Below are 16,612 nucleotides of genomic sequence, written 5' to 3' on the forward strand. Positions count from 1 at the left end.
CGGCCTCCGCAGTGCTCCTTGTCAGCCCCCGGCGGGTCCTGCCGTGCCGGCGAGGGCGTCCAGATCGCTCTTGCGGACCCGGATCACCAATGCGGTCGTGATCAGGGCCAGCAGCGCCATCGCGGCCGCTGGTATGAAGGCGGTCGAGATGCCCTCGGCGAGCACCTGATGACCCCAAGGAGCGGGCAATTGGTGCGTCTTGGCGAACTCCGCCTTCTGCTCGGCGGAGCCGTCCGTCAGGAACTTCGGCATCTGCTTCTCCGCCTCGTCACGGCCGGCCGAACCGAAGACCGTGGTGAGGATGGAGAGTCCGAGTGAACCGCCCACCTGCTGGGTGACGTTGAGCAGACCGGAGGCCCGCGCCCGCCTCGTACTGGGCGACACCCGAGACCGCGGTGACCGTCAGCGTCACGAAGTTCAGGCCCATGCCGAAGCCGAACAGCAGCATCGGGCCGAGCACTCCGCCGACATACGAATTGTCCGAGCTGATGAAGGTCAGCCAGAAGAGCCCGAGTGCGACGAGCGTCGATCCGACGACCATGAACGGCTTGGGGCCGAGCACCGGCAGGAACCGCTGCGACAGTCCCGCGCCGACCGCGATCGCGACCGTCACCGGGAGGAACGCCACACCGGCCGAGATCGGGCTGTACCCCAGCATATTCTGCACGAAGAGCACGATGGAGAAGAACATGCCGAACATCGCCGCGGCGAGGCTCAGCATGATCACGTACGTGCCCGAGCGATTGCGGTCGGCGAACATCTTCAGCGGGGTGATGGGCTCCTTGGCCCGCGTCTCGATGACCCCGAAGGCGAGCAGCAGCACGGCCGCGCCGAACGAACCGATGGTGAGACTGTCCCGCCAGCCTTCCTCCGCGGCGCGGATGAAGCCGTACACCAGGGACGCCAATCCCGCCGTCGAGGTGAGCGCGCCCGCGATGTCGAAGCGCCCGGGATGGCGTTCGGACTCGTTGATGTACATCGGGGCGAGCACGGCGATCAGGACACCGATGGGCACGTTGACGAAGAGGACCCACCGCCAGTCGAGCCACTCCGTGAGCATCCCGCCGGCGAGCAGACCGAGGGCACCGCCGCCGGCCGATACGTGGCGAAGACGGCGAACGCCCGGTTCCGTTCCGGGCCCTCGGGGAACGTAGTGGTGATGAGCGCCAGCGAGGTGGGCGACGCGATTGCGCCACCGACGCCCTGCAGGGCACGCGCGGCCAGCAACTGCGACGGTTCCTGGGCGAGTCCGCCGAGAAGCGAGGCGAAGGTGAAGAGCAGGATGCCGGCCATGAAGACCCGGCGCCGACCGAGGATGTCACCAGCCCTGGCACCGAGAAGCAGCAGGCCACGGAAGGTGAGGGTGTACGCGCTGCTCACCCATGTCAGGTCGGTCGTGCTGAACTCGAGCGCGTCTTGAATGTGCGGGAGCGCGATGTTCACAATCGTCGCGTCGAGTGGCGTTCCAACGGGCGTTATCAGGTTCCGGTTGGGGGAAGTGGGGTGAGCTGAGTCGGGCGCGGCCGTCGGTGCCGTTCCGCTCCGCAGGGGTGCCCGTGCGCCGCCAGTCCCGCGGAGAGCGGGGCCGTCGGCGCAGCAGTGCCGGTGGGGGGGGCGCGGGCGCGCCTCAGCCGGCCGCGGCGCCTGCCTTGCCGCTCAGCGCCTCCAGGTCGCTCTTGCGTACCTGGATGGCGAAGAGGGCTATGAGCGCGGCGAGTACGGCCAGGGCTGCCGCTGCGATGAAGGCAGTGCCGATGCCATGGGCGAGGACGGAGTCGCTCCAAGGTGCGGGCAGCTGGTGGGACTTGGCGAACTGGGCCTTCTGCTCGGGCGTGCCCTCGGCGAGGAACTTCCCTACCTGCGTCTTGGCCTCGTCCGTGTTGGCAGAGCTGAACACGGTGGTGAGGATCGACAGGCCGAGCGCGCCGCCGACCTGCTGCGTGGTGTTGAGCATGCCGGAGGCCGCGCCTGATTCGCTGTCGGCGATCCCGGACACGGCGGTGAGGGTGAGGGTGACGAAGTTGAGGCCCATGCCGAAGCCGAAGAGCAGCATCGGGCCGAGGAGGCCGCCGGCGTAGGAGCTGTCCGGATCGATGAGGGTGAGCCAGCTCATGCCGGTGGCGGTGATGAGGCAGCCGGTCACCATGAACGGCTTGGGGCCCAGCTTCGGGAGCAGATTGGTGGCGAGACCCGCGCCGACGATGATGGCGGCGGTCACGGGGAGGAAGGCGAGTCCCGCCTTGATCGGGCTATAGTGCAGCACGTTCTGCGCGAAGATCACGATGAAGAAGAACATGCCGAACATCGCGGCGGCGAGGCTGAGCATCATCGCGTACGTGCCGGAGCGGTTGCGGTCCGCGAACAGCTTCAGCGGCGTGATCGGCTGTGCGGTGCGCCGCTCGATGGCGATGAAGGCGACGAGCAGCGCGAGGGCCACCCCGAAGGACGTGAGGGCGAGGTTGTCGCTCCACCCCTCCTTGGCGGCGCGAATGAATCCGTACACGAGGGACGCCATGCCGACGGTCGAGACGAAGGCGCCCGGCAGGTCGAAGCGTCCGGGATGGCGTTCGGACTCCTTGATGTACCGCGGCGCGAGGGCGGCGATCAGGATTCCGATGGGTACGTTGACGAAGAGCACCCAGCGCCAGTTCAGCCAGTCCGTGAGCATGCCGCCCGCAAGGAGTCCGACGGCGCCGCCACCCGCGGAGACGGACGCGAAGACGCCGAAGGCGCGGTTGCGCTCGGGGCCCTCGGGGAACGTGGTGGCGATCAGCGCGAGCGAGGTGGGCGACGCGATGGCACCGCCGACGCCCTGCAGCGCACGGGCCGCGAGCAACTGCCAGGGTTCCTGGGCGAATCCACCGAGGAGCGAGGCGAGGCTGAACAGGCCGATGCCCACGATGAACATGCGGCGGCGGCCGAGGAGGTCGCCGGCCCGGCCACCGAGGAGCAGCAGTCCGCCGAAGGTGAGCGCGTAGGCGTTGACCACCCAGGTGAGGTCGCTGGTGGAGAAGCCGAGTGCGGTCTGGATGTGCGGCAGAGCAATATTGACGATGGTGGCGTCCAGCACAACCATCAGCTGGCACGCGGCGATCACCGCGAGGGCGATGCCCGGGTGCGCGGTACGTTCGCCGGAATCCGGCTTGGTGGTGAGTGGTGGTATCTGCGTCTGTTCGTACGTCACTAGCGTTCCCCCAGAGGCGAAATAGTGAACGTCTCCGTTCACTACAGGGGACGGTATCGAGCCTGAGGGTGTGAACGCAAGCGTTTTTTAAGGGGGTTGGGTTAGGGGGGCCGCCGTGGGGCGCGTGAGGCCTTGGGTGATTCGAGCGCGGAGTGATGGCGACTTCGGTGGGAGCGCCGGTGGTCTTCTGGGGTCTCGGTGGTGCTGGAGGCTGCCTGCATCTCTGGGGTCATGCATCGTTGTGACCTCGGGGTACAGCTCGATTCGTCTGCTTTTATGGCGCCGTCCGGGATGTTCGTCCGCTGCGATGTACGACTTGCCGTAGCGGGCTTGGCCGCAGGTTCGAGTCCCCGGCGGGAGCCGCAAAACATGGGAAGCGGAATCGTCGCGGATCGGCGGCGGGCCGCTGGTGATGACGGCGACCGTCTCGCTCTGAGCGCGAAACCCGCCAGGTAGTCGTCTTCCACTCGGGTTCGAATCCCCGGCAGAGCACCAAACAGATGGAAACGGTCCCGGGCGGAAGCCGGGGGGCGGATCTCCGTGGAGTCCTCCGCGCCTCTGAGGCACCAGCCCGTTGGCCCGCAGGTTCGAGCCCGCGGCAGGGGCCGCATTCAGGGGCTGGTCCCCCTCCCGACGGATGTCGGTGACGGTTCGTCCGTTGTCGCGAGCACAGCTGCGAGGGAAGCGGATGAACCAGACGGCCTCGGACCGTGGGTGAGGTGCCAGTTGGGGCTGAATCTCGGCTGTCGTTGCGGCAGGCGTGATGCGTGCTCAGATCTTGGACGGGAGGCAGGGGAACGCCGAAGGGCACGGCCCGTCATGATCATGTGATTCCACTCGCAAGATCGTGAAGGCCGCGCCCGTATGCCATCCTGCCCGACCCTGCCCACCTCTCGTCAACTCGCCGATCAACTCGGCGTCGAGGTGCAGGAGTTGTGCACGCCCGCGAAACTCCCCTCGCTCCTGGAGGCGGTCGGCGCCGTGCCCGACCCGCGTTCTCCGCACCTGGTCACGCACCCCCTCCCGATGCTGCTCGGCCTGGTGGCCTGCGCCCTGCTGTGCGGGGTGCGCTCGGTGCGCGGTGTCATCCGCTGGGCGAATGGCCAGGGCGCCGGCATCCTGGCCGCACTCGAAGTCCCCGACGGTGATCTGACGCAGTTGCCGGTGGCCACCACGCTCACCCGCACCCTTGCCCGGATCGACGCCGACGCACTCGATGCGGCCGTCGGCACCTTCGTGCAGACCCACGCCGCCGACCCACTGGCCGGAATCGCGGGCGATCCGCCCATGCTGCAGCTGGCCGCGGACGGCAAGACGGTTCGCGGCGCCCGCGACGCCGACGGCCTGCAGCTTCACCTGCTCGGTGTCTACCAGGTCGATCCCGGCGTGATGCTCGCCCGGCGCGAGATGCGCCACAAGCCCCACGAGACCGTACACTTCACCGCCGCCGTTGACCTGATCGCCGACATCACCGGCGCGATCGTGACCGCCGACGCCCTGCACACGGTGGCCGATCACGCCCGCTACCTGCACCGACGCGGCGCCTTCGGACTCTTCCCGGTCAAGGAGAATCGCGCCGCCCTGTTCGCCCGGCTCGACGCGCTCAACTGGGATGAGACCACGAACCCGCAGATCAGCATGGTCCGTACTGAGGAGACCAACAGCGGCCGCCACGAGACCCGCATCGTCCGAGTCCAGGCACTGGAAGAGGGCCAGGTCAACTTCCCGCACGCCACCCAGGCTCTGCTGGTGGAGCGGTACACCACCGGCCGGGGCGACGGAAAGGTCCACGCGGACGCCGGACTCGGCATCACCACCGCACCTGTCCAGGCCGCCGACGCAGCCACCCTCGCCCGCTGCGTGAGAGGCCAATGGGCCATCGAGTCCCAGCATTTCGTCAGAGATGTGACCTTCGGTGAAGACGCCAGCCGGGCCCGCACCGGCAGCCTTCCCCGAGCCCTCGCCACCTTCCGCAGCCTGGCGATCAGCCTCGCCCACCTCGCCGGATGGAAGAACAACGCCGCCGCACACGACCACTACCGAAACCGCCCGGCCGACGCCCTACGCGAGCTCGGTCTCACGGGCTGAGCAAGCATCACACCTGACACCTACTCAGAGAACAACCCCGTCACCACCTCCGACCCCACCGGTCTATCGAATTCGATCTCCTGCTCGGGCTCGAGCTGTGACGGCGAATCGCAGTTCAAGGAATCCCACGCTTCCCCGGACTTCTCCACAGGACAGACGTGGGAAGAAAAATACCCGTGGGAGACATCCCACTACGGGTACTACGACGACCGTACAGTTACCAGTAACTGCGACGCGGCATGCTCGGCAGCACTCGACTGGGCAGCAGAGCAAACACCGACGATCACCGGCGGTAACCTCTGTGGTGTCTCCGTCAGTTCCGGATGGGACGCGCAGTTCCGTGAACGCGTCGCCCACGACTACAAGGAAATGACGGTCGTCGACGACTACTACAACTGCACGTTCCACCACGACCAGACCGCGTGCGATGTAGCAGGAGGCGCATTCTCCTCGGGCGGTGGAACCTGGGCAGCCAGTATTTTCTTCGCTTTCTCGCACAGGTTGGAGGAACGACTCCTCAACCGGGCAGAGACCTACGCTGGAAATAAAGCGGCCCGAGCTGGAGTTGACGAGGCGCTCGCCACAAAGCTCTGGAGCAAGAACAGGTCTGGCCTGGCGGGTGTTCTGCGACTGGGAGACGGTGAGCCGCAGTTCCTGACTTCTGTCAGTGGAGCACAAAAGAACCGTAAAGGCGTCGTCCCTGATGTCGGTACACCTGACAACCCTGTGCGCTATAAGACGATTCCCACCGGAAATAATATGCGCGACAACGACACCGAGTACAAGATGCTGACCTACATCGCCAATCAACTTGGTGGGCCATCAAATGTCAGCGGAAGCCTCACGATGCACTCAACTCAACAGGCTTGCTTCTCTTGCACATCGGTGATTGGGCAATTCGCGCAGGAATTCCCGAATGTTCGCATCAACTACACGTCCGGGAAGTGAGGTAGCATCTAGGCGGGCGTGACATGGGGTGCCGATCAAGGTCGGCACCCCATTCGCGATTTAGATAAGCAAGGGAGATGCAATGGAAGTGGAACCGTGGACGCCGACGCATCAGGCAATTGAAACTAGCGATTATGAAGAACTCGCTACACTTCTCGATGCCGGGGCGGACCCGAACGAAATCTGCTTCGGGATGACGTTGCTCGCGCACGCCATCGAACTTGAGGGCGATTCGACGCTGCAGTCCGGGTATCGACTGCATGCTACGCTCACCGCGATCGTACTTGCCTATGGCGCCGACCCGACGTTGATTTCGCGAAACGAGCAAACTCCCCTGGAAATTGCGGAGGAATACAATCATGAACCGGCCAAGCGCCTGCTGCGGCGTTTCGGCGCGAAATTTTCCTCCGGTGGGTGAGTAATCCTGCACTCGATTACTGAGACGTGAGGTGAGTGCCATGACGCGTGCCGAGCTCATCGTCTTGGTCGAGAGGATCCTGACCGGCGAGGGTACAGATGAGGAGCAGGCAGAACTGAGGCGTACATTCGAGCGGAGCGTACCTCATCCACGAATCACCGACCTGATCTACTACCCTCGCCTGGAAGGGTTCGATCAGGACGACTTGACGGCCGAGCAAGTTGTGGACGCCGCTTTGGCCTGCAAGCCCATCGCGCTGTAGGACTGCCTTGAAGACGTGGGTCGTGCCGTCGCCGTCCGGGAGGCGGATCTCCGTCGGGTTCGGGTTGGGGTGGAAGGTCCAGCGGTGCGCCGAGGCGGATCGGACCGGCCGTTGAGGCGAAGGGCTGGCTCCACGTCGACACCTACGCGGACGAAGGCTTCAGCGGGAGGCTGGAAGCGCACAAGCGGGACGACCTCAGGCGCCTCATGGAAGACGCCCGCCAGGAACCGCGCCCGTTCGACGTGGTCGCCGTCTACGAAGAACGGGCCATCGGCCGCCGGGGCCGCGCCTTCTGGCCATGGGTATGGGAGCTGGAAGACCTCGGGGTTTTCGTGGCCGTCGTCAAGGACGACTACGACAACACCACCCCCGCGGGCCGCTCGAAGATGCGGAAGGGTGCCGACTATGCCGAGGACGAGCGAGAGAAGATCCGGGACCGCACGCAGGGGGCCTGCAAGAGAAGGCCGAGGAAGGCGGTTACACCGGCGGAACGGTGCCCTACGGATGGCGCATCCAGGACCAGGGCAAGAAGGGCGAAAGCCGCCTGGTTCTGGACATCTACGAGGAAGAGGACTTCCTCAAGGGTGAAGCCGTCACCCTCCGACGCGCCCGGACCTTGGTCGTCGACGAGCTCAAGAACTGGACCCAGGCCGCCATCGCACTGAACTCGGAAGGGCTCCTCACCCGATCCGGCAGCCCTTGGTCCCGCGAGAACCTTCGAGTGCGTGTCATGTCCCGCGCCGTACTCGAAGGAGTGCAGGTCTTCAGGGATATGAAGTCCAGGGACGCTCGAACAGGACGTGGCGCCAAGGTCGACCGGGACGGGACCCCCGTATTCGGCGCCACGGTGGCCATCAAGCTCGACGAGGTGTTCACCAAGGAGCAGGTCGCAGAGCTGAGGAAGGCGGCCGAGCGGATCGGCGCACAGCAGGCCCCGCGCGAAGGTGTTCACGTCTACCCGCTCTCCAAGCGCATCGTGAGCTATTGCACCTCGTACTACGTCGGTCAGGTCCAGACCGTCACCGGCGACCGGAAGTACGTGTGCTCGGCAAGACAGCCCGAGCACGCCGGCGGACCCGTCTGCGGATGCAGCCAGATCGATGCCTCCCAGATCGAGAAGGAAGTGTGGAGGCGGATCACCAAGCTCCTGGAGAATCCGGACGAGTTGTTGGCCCTGGCGGAGAGCTGATGGACCTCACACTCGGCGCTCAGAGCGGGCAGGCGGACCGTATCGAAGAGCTGGATAGGCAGATCGCGGTCAGCGAGAAGGCGATCACGACGGTGATGTCCGTGACCGCAACCCAGGCCGCGCAGATGGATCTCAGCAGTGACAGAGCGGCAGAGCTGGTCGCCCGGGCCGTCAAGCCCATGAGCGCGGAACTGAACCAGCTGAGGAAGCTCAGGAACGAGGCCGTCGAATGGCAGCAGCAGACCGAGGCGGCGCAACAGAGGGCATGGGATCTTCAGGCCCTCGCTGAACGGGCCCGGACGCAGATGCCGGACATGGACCCAGAAGGGCAGGCCGAGGTCATCGACCTGATCGATCTCAAGGTCACCATTCAGAGTCCCGTGACCGTTCGAAGGGGGCGCTCGGCCTGTGCGGTTGGGGCATGGTTTAAAGGGTGCAATCAGTACATTCCGGCTTAGCTTCCCGACGACGCCTGGGCGCTGGTCGAGCCGCTCGTGACGAAGTCGGGCCGGGGATCGGGCAAGTCCACGGACCTCCCTACGTGGAGCGCGGTCGGCGCAATCCTCTGGAAGGGGCGGACCGCGGCGACATGGAACGAGGCCGCTTCGCGCATGGAGCACGGAAGGGGCAAGTCCCTCATGACCCGCTGGACGCGATGGATCGAGGACGGCACGTGGGGGAGGGTGGTGGATGCTTTGGCGGACGTCCGGGCAATTCCCGTGCCCGAGCCATCGAAAGAAGCCCCCTTGCCTGACATTCTGGTTGAGGGCGAGGTGTCGCCGAACCTGCTTCTGGGGGACACCGAAACAGCTCACAGAACGGGCGCGTCGAGTACCACCATGAGTTGGCAGGCCGCGATGACGGTGAGCGCGATGCCGGGATGCCCCTCCCGGCGGGTCGCTCCTGGCTTGAGTTCTGAATCAACTGAGAGGTTGTCACTATGGGTTCCCCGCAAGTGCGTTAGTGAACGCTCGCGTTCACTGTCGCGTCAACGGTAGTAAGTCCCCGACAGTGAACGCAAGCGTTCATTGAAGTCGCTGCCGCGTGGCGTCGAACTCGATCGCTCGCCCCTCCCCGAAAATCCCGCTCCCTGCACAACGGAGACACTTAGATGGTTACTTCGCGTTGGACGGCCGCCCCCGCTCAGACGGCCTCCTCGCGCCGACGCGGTGCCGTACTCGAGCGCGCGATCCTGGAGGCCGCGCTGGAGCAGCTCGGCACAGTCGGCTGGAACGGGCTCACGATGGAAGGTGTCGCCGCCCGCGCCCAGACCGGCAAGGCCGCGGTCTACCGCCGCTGGCCGTCCAAGGAGGATCTTGTGGCGGACGCGCTGCAGGCCGGCCTCCCGAGCCTGACCGGGGTGCCCGACCTCGGAAGCGTCCGGGAGGACCTCCTGGAACTGTGCCGGCGGGTGCGTGAGGCGATGTTCTCGCAGCCTGGATACGCCCTGCGTTCGGTGCTTTACGAATGCGACGCGGTCCAGGCCGAACGTTTTCAGCGGGTGATCCTCGGCGGGGTCATCGAGCCGAACATGCGCCTGCTTCGCGAGATCATCGACCGCGGAATCGAGCGGGGAGAAGTGCGTCCCGACGCCGCGAACGCCTATGTCTTCGACGCCATCCCGGCGATAATGATGTACCGCTCCAAGGTGTGCGCGAGCGAATGGAGTGAGCGGGATCTGGAGGAGATGATCGACCAGCTGATGGTCCCGCTGCTGCGGCAGCGGGCCGCCTGATCGACTCCCGTACGGACACCCTGGTTGCTCCGGGAAACCTGGGTGTCGCGAGCGGCTCCGGGCGGCGTAGGCTGAGGGCGCCATGCCGTACGAACCACCCACCCACACCGTCGAGCGCTCCCTCCGCGCCACGACCGGAGCGAAGATCATTGCCGGTGTCGACGAGGTGGGCCGCGGTGCGTGGGCCGGCCCGGTCACCGTCTGCGCCGCCGTCACGGGACTGCGCCGTCCGCCCGATGGGCTCACCGACTCCAAACTCCTGACCGTCAAGCGGCGTACCGCGCTCGCCGCTGAATTGGAGAAATGGGTGACGTCGTACGCCCTGGGGCATGCCTCTCCGGAGGAGATCGACGACCTGGGGATGACGGCCGCGCTGCGCCTTGCGGCCGTACGGGCCCTGGAGGCCCTGCCGGTCCGCCCCGACGCGGTCATTCTCGACGGGAAGCACGACTATCTCGGCGCTCCCTGGCGGGTCCGAACGGTGATCAAGGGCGACCGGTCCTGCGTCGCCGTCGCGGCGGCTTCGGTGATCGCCAAGGTTCAGCGCGACAAAATGATGGCCGAACTGGGTATCGACCATGCAGACTTCGGTTTTGCGGCCAACGCCGGGTACCCGTCGCCGGTCCACAAGGCCGCGCTGGAGGATCGGGGCCCCACCCCGTACCACCGGTTGTCGTGGGCGTATCTTGATGCGCTGCCCCAGTGGCGGCACCTCAAGAAGGTCCGCAGCTGGGCGGACGGAAGCGTTCCGGAGATCGAGGGTCAGCTCGGCTTCGATTTCTGACGATTCCGCTCGCACTCATGTGCCACCCGCCGACGCGAGTCGCACCGGCGTTTGATAAATATCAGCTCATGCCTCTCATTCCCGAGGAGCCTCAGATTCACGAGAGTGCCCAGGGTCCCCGCGCCACTCCGGCCAGTGGCCGCACCGCGCCGACCCCCCGCCCCGTACCCGGCCCCCGTCCCGCGGCTCCGCCGCGTCCCGGCCGTCCGGGTCCTGTCCGGCCGATGCCGGCCCAACGCACCCCGCGCGAGCCGGTCGTGGCCTCGCCGGGGCGCTCCGCCCCAGCGGCCGCACCCGCTGCCGCCACTCCGCAGATCCAGCTGATCCCGGCCTCGGCCCAGGGTGCGCTGGACGCCGCCGAAGAAGCCGTCGACCTGCTGTTGGATTCGGGTCGCGCCCCTGGTGAGGTGCTGGTGATCACCACCGGCGAACCGCACCCGTGGGCCGCGCACGAACTCTCCTTCGGCGACGCCGCGTACTGGGCGCAGCACGACGCGGGCGACGACGTCTTCTACGCCGACGCCTCCGTCGCGGGCCGGGCCGCGTCCCGTCCTGTGGTCGTGGTCGCCGTCAACGGCGGTCCCGACGCTGCCGCCGCCTCGGCCCTGGCCCTCGGCCGGGCCGGCGCCCTGCTGATCGTCTGCGGCGACCCGCAGCAGATCAACTCGGTGCTGGGCGCAGGCGTCTGAGCGGGCTCCGGACACTGTCCGGGATTCGTTCGGTGGAACGCTGAGGGTGCCGCTGCGGCGGCACCTGTACGGCGGTCGTTTCGACATGCCCGGAGTGCGTGGCCTCGTGCGCGGGGCGCCTTGGTGCGGCCTGCCGCTGCGTGTGCCTGCTGTCCGTGTCGTGCGTCTGTCGTACGTTCCTGGGGTGGGCGCGAGGCTGGCCCACCGACCACTGGATCATCGCTGCCTCGTCTCACTCCTGCCTGTCTTGGCTGCTCGACAGGTCGGCGTGAGGTACCACCGCGGTGTGAGCGGGCATGCCCGCCCGGGTCGGCGCCTTGGGGCGGGCGTCTCAGCGAGCGGCTGCCCGGCGCAGCACCTCCGACGCGGCACCGCCGGTGCGCGGCAGCGGTGGCAGCGCTTCGGCCGTGGCGAAGGGCTCCGGCGGTGAGTCCGAGTTGGGGCGGCGTCCACCGCGGCCCTCGCCGAGGACCTGCCAGCCGTCACGCGTCAGGGTGATGTACGCCCCACAGCGCAGCCCATGGAGTGTGCAGGCGTCCCGCAAGCCCCACATCCACGCCCCGTCCTCCTCGGTCCAACGCGCGTCGCCGTCGCGGCAGTAGAGCAGTACTGCCGTACGTACCGGAGTGCGGCGTCGCAGGTCGTGCGGGATGACCCGGCGCAGCTGCGCGAGCAGCGCGTTGCGGAACATCCAGCCGTCGGCCGGGGCCGGACGCCGAATGAAGGAAGCGCTCGCCGCCAGCCGCTCGTCCGGGTCGAGGACAGCCACGACCGCGGTCGAGGGCCTGGGCAGGTGCCGCGCGTGCAGTCCGCTGACGACTTCCCGGGGATTGCGCAGCAGCGGAATCCCGGCGGAGGCCCATTCGGCGGGTTCGAGCATCCGAACCAGTGGGTTGGCGGAAGCGGCGGACAGGTCGGCAGACGTCGACAAGGATGCCGCCGAGGACGGAGCGAATCCGAAGGTCACGGTCCTCCCTTCGGCTACGCGCCCACACTGCGGGCGGGGTCGGACTTGGGGGAGCGCACGCCGCAGCAGAGCCCTACCGGACCACGGGCGAACCGTGCGGGGAGCGGACCTCAATTCTTCCTGTCGAACTTGGCTGCGGCAACGAGCAATTGGGGCCACAGGCCGTTTTCGGGCGATGCGTCGGCTATATCCCTGCCCAGAGTTTCGCTCGACGATGCGCGAGTCAGGACTGTACGGCCAGGACCAGCGGCAACACCCCCTGCGCACCGGCTCGGCGCAGCATGCGGGCGGCCACGGCAAGCGTCCAGCCCGTCTCGGTCGCGTCATCCACGAGCAGGACGGGACCTCCCGCTTCCTTCAGGGCGGCGGCCAGCTCGGGCGGGACGGTCAGAGCCCCGTCGAGCGCCTTCAGTCGCTGGGCGCTGTTGCTCCGGGAGATCGGTGACCCCTCACCGACGTACTCCACGGAACCCAGCAGCGGCAGCCGGCCGATCTCCGCGATCCGCGCGCCCAGCGACTGAATCAGCCGCGGCCGCGTACGGGAAGCCACGGTCACGACGCCGACCGGGCGCGGCTGCGCGTCGGGCTGTCCTGAGGCCCAGCCGCCGGGTCCCTTCGCCCAGTCGGTCAGCACGCCGATCACCGCCTTGGCGACATCGTCCGGTACGGGTCCGTCCGGGGCCTGGGGTGCGAGTATCGGTCGCAGCCGGTTGCCCCAGCCGATGTCCGAGAGTCGTCCCAAAGCGCGCCCTGGAGCGAACTGTTCACCGGCCGGAATGCGTCCCTTCAGGTCGACGCCGACCGCCGGCAGACCCGTCGGCCACATCTTCCGGGGCTCGACCTCGACGCCCGCACGGCCGAGCTCGCCGTTGGCAGCGTCCAGCGCCGCGGGGGACACGGACGCCTCGAACCGCGACCCCGCGCAGTTGTCGCAGCGCCCGCACGGCGCCGCACCCTCGTCGTCCAGCTGCCGCCGCAGGAACTCCATCCGGCAGCCGGTCGTCGTGACGTAGTCCCGCATCGCCTGCTGCTCGGCAGTCCGCTGCTTGGCGACCCAGGCGTAGCGCTCGGTGTCGTACGTCCACGGAGTGCCCGTGGAGATCCAGCCGCCCTGGACCCGGCGTACCGCCCCGTCCACATCGAGCACCTTGAGCATGGTCTCCAGACGGGACCTGCGCAGCTCGACCAGTGGTTCGAGCGCGGGCAGCGACAGTGGCCGCTCGGCCCTGGCCAGGACGTCCAGCGTGCGGCGCACCTGCTCCTCCGGAGGGAAGGCGATCGACGCGAAGTACTCCCAGATCGCCTGGTCCTCCTTGCCCGGCAGGAGCAGCACCTCGGCATGCTCCACACCGCGGCCCGCGCGCCCCACCTGCTGGTAATAGGCGATGGGGGACGAGGGCGAACCGAGGTGCACCACGAACCCCAGGTCGGGCTTGTCGAAGCCCATGCCCAGTGCGGACGTGGCGACCAGAGCCTTGACGCGGTTGGCGAGCAGGTCCTCCTCGGCCTGCTGGCGGTCCGCGTTCTCCGTCTTCCCGGTGTACGACGTCACCGTGTGCCCGCTCTGGCGCAGGAAGGCCGTGACCTCCTCGGCGGCTGCCACCGTGAGCGTGTAGATGATGCCCGAGCCCGGCAGGTCCTTCAGATGCTCGGCGAGCCAGGCCATTCGGTGGGCGGCGTCCGTCAGCCTCAGCACGCCGAGGCTCAGGCTCTCCCGGTCCAGCGGCCCCCGCAGGACGAGTGCGTCCGTGCTGGCTCCGGTGCCCAGCTGCTCGGCGACATCGGCGGTCACGCGCGCGTTGGCCGTCGCGGTGGTGGCCAGGACGGGGACGCCGGGCGGGAGGTCGGCGAGCATGGTGCGCAGTCGGCGGTAGTCCGGCCGGAAGTCGTGGCCCCAGTCGGAGATGCAGTGCGCCTCGTCGACCACGAGCAGGCCGGTCGCTGCTGCCAGCTTGGGCAGCACCTGGTCGCGGAAGTCCGGATTGTTGAGCCGCTCCGGGCTCACCAGCAGGACATCGACCTTGCTCGCGGCGACCTCGGCCTGGATCGTCTCCCACTCCTCCGTGTTGGAGGAGTTGATCGTCCGCGCGTGGATTCCGGCTCGGGCGGCCGCCTCCACCTGGTTGCGCATGAGCGCGAGCAGCGGCGAGACGATCACCGTGGGCCCGGCGCCCCGCTCGCGCAGCAGCGCCGTCGCGACGAAGTACACCGCGGACTTGCCCCAGCCGGTGCGCTGCACGACCAGCGCTCTGCGCTTGTCGGCCACCAGCGCCTCGATGGCGCGCCACTGGTCCTCGCGGAGCCGAGCCTGGCCGGTCTGGGCGCCGACGAGGCGGGCCAGTACGGCATCGGCCGCGGTACGGAGGTCTTCGGTGGCTGTGGGTCGCGGGTCTTCGTTGGTCATGGCCCCATGCAACCCGATGGGTCGGACATTGCGCGAACGAGCTCGTCGAGCTGTGGACAACTTCTGTCGTGGTCATGGTCGTGGTTATCCACAGGTCGAAGCGGAATTCTGCGATCCGCGGGATGGTCACTGCATGACGAATCACGACGAAGCGGCCGGCAGGTCCGGCGACAAGGACATCTGCGGGCTCGGTGGGCAGGACGGGCAGGACGGGCGGGGCGGACACGACGGCTGTGACGGAGGCGGTGAGCGCGACCGGCTGAGTGCGCCGGACGGTCTCTCCGGGCCCGCTGGACAGGAACCGCCCGGCGGGCTTCCCGGCCAGGGCGAGTACAGCGCGTGCGCAGGACGTGATGCGCCTGGGGATCGGGCGGGACGGAGCGAGCTCATCGGGCAGGTGGGGCGGGATGGCGAGGGACACGCCGGCCATGGACGGTCCGAGCGGTATGTGGGTCACGGCGTCCCCCGTACCCCCTGTGGTCCGGGCGTTCCCGGTGGCGAGCATCAGGTCACTTTGCGCACCCCGGCAGAACTGGCCGACGCTCTGCCCTACTTGCTCGGGTATCGGCCGGAGGACAGCATCGTGCTGGTCGCCCTGCACGACCGGGAGCGGCGCGGCCGGTTCGGCGGCCGTGCACGGCTCGGAATCCCCGCCCACGCGGAGGACTGGCCGTCGGTGGCCGAGCAGCTGGCACAGGGGTTGGTGAGGGGAAGCGAGCGCCGAGGTGCCCGGCCCGAGAGTATGGTCGCGTACCTCTGCCAGGAACCGGGGAGCGGTGAATCGGGGCGGGAGGTCGTGGAGCGTCTGCGCCCGCTCGCGCAGTTGCTGCGCAGGGCGTGCGGTCGCCTCGACGTCCCCGTGATCGAGGCTCTCTGCATCTCCGACGGTCGCTTCTGGTCGTACACCTGCCCGGGCCAGGGGTGCTGTCCGCCCGAGGGTGAGGCGATGGGGCTGCCAGGGACGTCCGTCCTCGCCGCCGCAGCGACGTACGCGGGCCTCCAAGTACGCGGATCCCTACGGGAATTGACAGCCAGGCTGCTTCCCTGGGAGACGGTGGCCGCGTCGGAGCAGGAGGCCGCGCTCGATACGGCGAGCATGGCTCTCGTCCCGAGGATCCTGGACGGCGAGAGCCGTGCCGATGCGGCCGAGGAGGCTCTCGAGCTGGCCGAGCGGATCATGGGACGCCTCGCCGACGCTTCACCGGTGTCCGGCACTCGTCCGGCGGACCTGCGCGACGACGGACTCCTCGGACACGAGGAAGCCGCCGCGTTGATCCTCGGCCTCCAGGACCGCACGACCCGAGACCGTGCCGCGGAGTGGATGGAGGGCGCTGAGGCCGGCCCTGCCCTGCGCCTGTGGCGTGCGCTGGCCCGCCGCTGCGTGGGCCCCTACCGCGAGCACGCCGCCGCACCTCTCACTCTCGCGGGGTGGGTCGCCTGGTCCACGGGCGATGAACTGGAGGCCCGCGAGGCCCTCGCCATGGCGCTCGGTGCCGATCCCGACTATCTCTTCGCCCGCCTCCTGCACCAGGCATGCAACGAGGGCCTGGACCCGGAGTCCGTCCGCCGCTGCCTACGCGCGGAGCGCACCGGCCGTGCCCCCGCGGAAAAGGGGCAACCCGCCGATCTCGAGGCGCCGCTCGCATCCGTCGCACCGACGCCGGACGCCCGGCTTTCGGACGCCGGGACCGCTACCCGGCGCCGACGCCGGATGCGCCCGGCCGGGAACGGCGCAGTGTGTCCAAGCCGACGCGGCCCGGGGACAGCGAGCATCCGCCGGCGCCGGCCCGCCGACGAGGTCTCGCCCGCCGGGGAAGGACCAGGCCGCGCCGCCGAGGGCACGAGCCGTCGGCCACGAGCACGCCGCGAAGGCGATCGGCACGGGGTGGGGGAGGAGATGTGAGCGTCCGGACCCGGCTGGTGCGGCGCGGATTGGATGGGGTG

General features: G+C 68.2%; 13 protein-coding genes and 3 pseudogenes. 12 read left to right on the forward strand and 4 right to left on the reverse strand.

What is annotated here, in order from left to right; all coding sequences use genetic code 11:
* Nucleotides 1–21: 21 nt before the first annotated feature.
* Together OG390_RS37840 and OG390_RS37845 are read right to left on the reverse strand one after the other, a co-directional pair.
* Nucleotides 22–1,482 (reverse strand): annotated as a pseudogene (locus tag OG390_RS37840) (MFS transporter).
* A gap of 145 nt (nucleotides 1,483–1,627) precedes the next feature.
* Nucleotides 1,628–3,076 carry an MFS transporter gene (locus OG390_RS37845; RefSeq protein WP_406178096.1) on the reverse strand — a complete coding sequence of 483 codons (1,449 nt, stop codon included), beginning with the start codon at nucleotides 3,074–3,076 and terminating at the stop codon, nucleotides 1,628–1,630.
* A 972-nt stretch (nucleotides 3,077–4,048) separates the two neighbouring features.
* Here OG390_RS37845 and OG390_RS37850 point away from each other — a divergent pair.
* The 11 genes and pseudogenes from OG390_RS37850 to OG390_RS37900 all read left to right on the forward strand — a co-directional run bounded on the left by OG390_RS37850 (nucleotide 4,049) and on the right by OG390_RS37900 (nucleotide 11,297).
* Nucleotides 4,049–5,272: an ISAs1 family transposase gene (locus OG390_RS37850; protein WP_406174213.1), complete on the forward strand. Its 1,224-nt coding sequence runs from the start codon at nucleotides 4,049–4,051 to the stop codon at nucleotides 5,270–5,272.
* A gap of 369 nt (nucleotides 5,273–5,641) precedes the next feature.
* Nucleotides 5,642–6,220 carry a deaminase domain-containing protein gene (locus OG390_RS37855; protein ID WP_406174215.1) on the forward strand — a complete coding sequence of 193 codons (579 nt, stop codon included), beginning with the start codon at nucleotides 5,642–5,644 and terminating at the stop codon, nucleotides 6,218–6,220.
* A gap of 82 nt (nucleotides 6,221–6,302) precedes the next feature.
* Nucleotides 6,303–6,638 carry an ankyrin repeat domain-containing protein gene (locus OG390_RS37860; protein WP_406174216.1) on the forward strand — a complete coding sequence of 112 codons (336 nt, stop codon included), beginning with the start codon at nucleotides 6,303–6,305 and terminating at the stop codon, nucleotides 6,636–6,638.
* A 40-nt stretch (nucleotides 6,639–6,678) separates the two neighbouring features.
* Entirely contained in the window at nucleotides 6,679–6,900 is a 222-nt protein-coding gene (locus tag OG390_RS37865) for a bacteriocin immunity protein (protein ID WP_406174218.1), read from the forward strand.
* 170 nt (nucleotides 6,901–7,070) lie between these two features.
* Nucleotides 7,071–7,304: pseudogene (locus OG390_RS37870) on the forward strand (recombinase family protein); the annotation flags it as partial.
* A gap of 89 nt (nucleotides 7,305–7,393) precedes the next feature.
* Nucleotides 7,394–8,089: a zinc ribbon domain-containing protein gene (locus tag OG390_RS37875; RefSeq protein WP_406174219.1), complete on the forward strand. Its 696-nt coding sequence runs from the start codon at nucleotides 7,394–7,396 to the stop codon at nucleotides 8,087–8,089.
* A complete protein-coding gene (locus tag OG390_RS37880) occupies nucleotides 8,089–8,547 on the forward strand; it encodes a hypothetical protein (RefSeq protein ID WP_406174220.1) in 459 nt (152 codons plus the stop codon). The genes OG390_RS37875 and OG390_RS37880 overlap by 1 nt, the downstream gene beginning before the upstream one ends.
* 12 nt (nucleotides 8,548–8,559) lie before the next feature.
* Nucleotides 8,560–8,763, forward strand: a pseudogene (locus OG390_RS37885) (transposase); the annotation flags it as partial.
* Between the two features lie 437 nt (nucleotides 8,764–9,200).
* Nucleotides 9,201–9,824: a TetR/AcrR family transcriptional regulator gene (locus tag OG390_RS37890; protein WP_406174222.1), complete on the forward strand. Its 624-nt coding sequence runs from the start codon at nucleotides 9,201–9,203 to the stop codon at nucleotides 9,822–9,824.
* Between the two features lie 82 nt (nucleotides 9,825–9,906).
* A complete protein-coding gene (locus tag OG390_RS37895) occupies nucleotides 9,907–10,608 on the forward strand; it encodes a ribonuclease HII (protein WP_406174224.1) in 702 nt (233 codons plus the stop codon).
* A 68-nt stretch (nucleotides 10,609–10,676) separates the two neighbouring features.
* Complete coding sequence (locus OG390_RS37900; protein WP_406174226.1) at nucleotides 10,677–11,297, forward strand: hypothetical protein; 621 nt, start codon at nucleotides 10,677–10,679, stop codon at nucleotides 11,295–11,297.
* A 331-nt stretch (nucleotides 11,298–11,628) separates the two neighbouring features.
* Here OG390_RS37900 and OG390_RS37905 read toward each other — a convergent pair whose 3' ends face one another.
* Both OG390_RS37905 and OG390_RS37910 read right to left on the reverse strand, forming a co-directional pair.
* Nucleotides 11,629–12,264: a hypothetical protein gene (locus OG390_RS37905; RefSeq protein ID WP_406174228.1), complete on the reverse strand. Its 636-nt coding sequence runs from the start codon at nucleotides 12,262–12,264 to the stop codon at nucleotides 11,629–11,631.
* A 223-nt stretch (nucleotides 12,265–12,487) separates the two neighbouring features.
* Nucleotides 12,488–14,668, reverse strand: coding sequence for a RecQ family ATP-dependent DNA helicase (locus tag OG390_RS37910; RefSeq protein WP_406174230.1), 2,181 nt, complete (start codon nucleotides 14,666–14,668; stop codon nucleotides 12,488–12,490).
* A 133-nt stretch (nucleotides 14,669–14,801) separates the two neighbouring features.
* Here OG390_RS37910 and OG390_RS37915 point away from each other — a divergent pair, with 133 nt between their 5' ends.
* Nucleotides 14,802–16,571, forward strand: coding sequence for a DUF4192 domain-containing protein (locus OG390_RS37915; protein WP_406174232.1), 1,770 nt, complete (start codon nucleotides 14,802–14,804; stop codon nucleotides 16,569–16,571).
* Nucleotides 16,572–16,612 lie beyond the last annotated feature (41 nt).

Source organism: Streptomyces sp. NBC_00996, from assembly GCF_045162675.1.
Classification (GTDB): Bacteria; Actinomycetota; Actinomycetes; order Streptomycetales; family Streptomycetaceae; genus Streptomyces.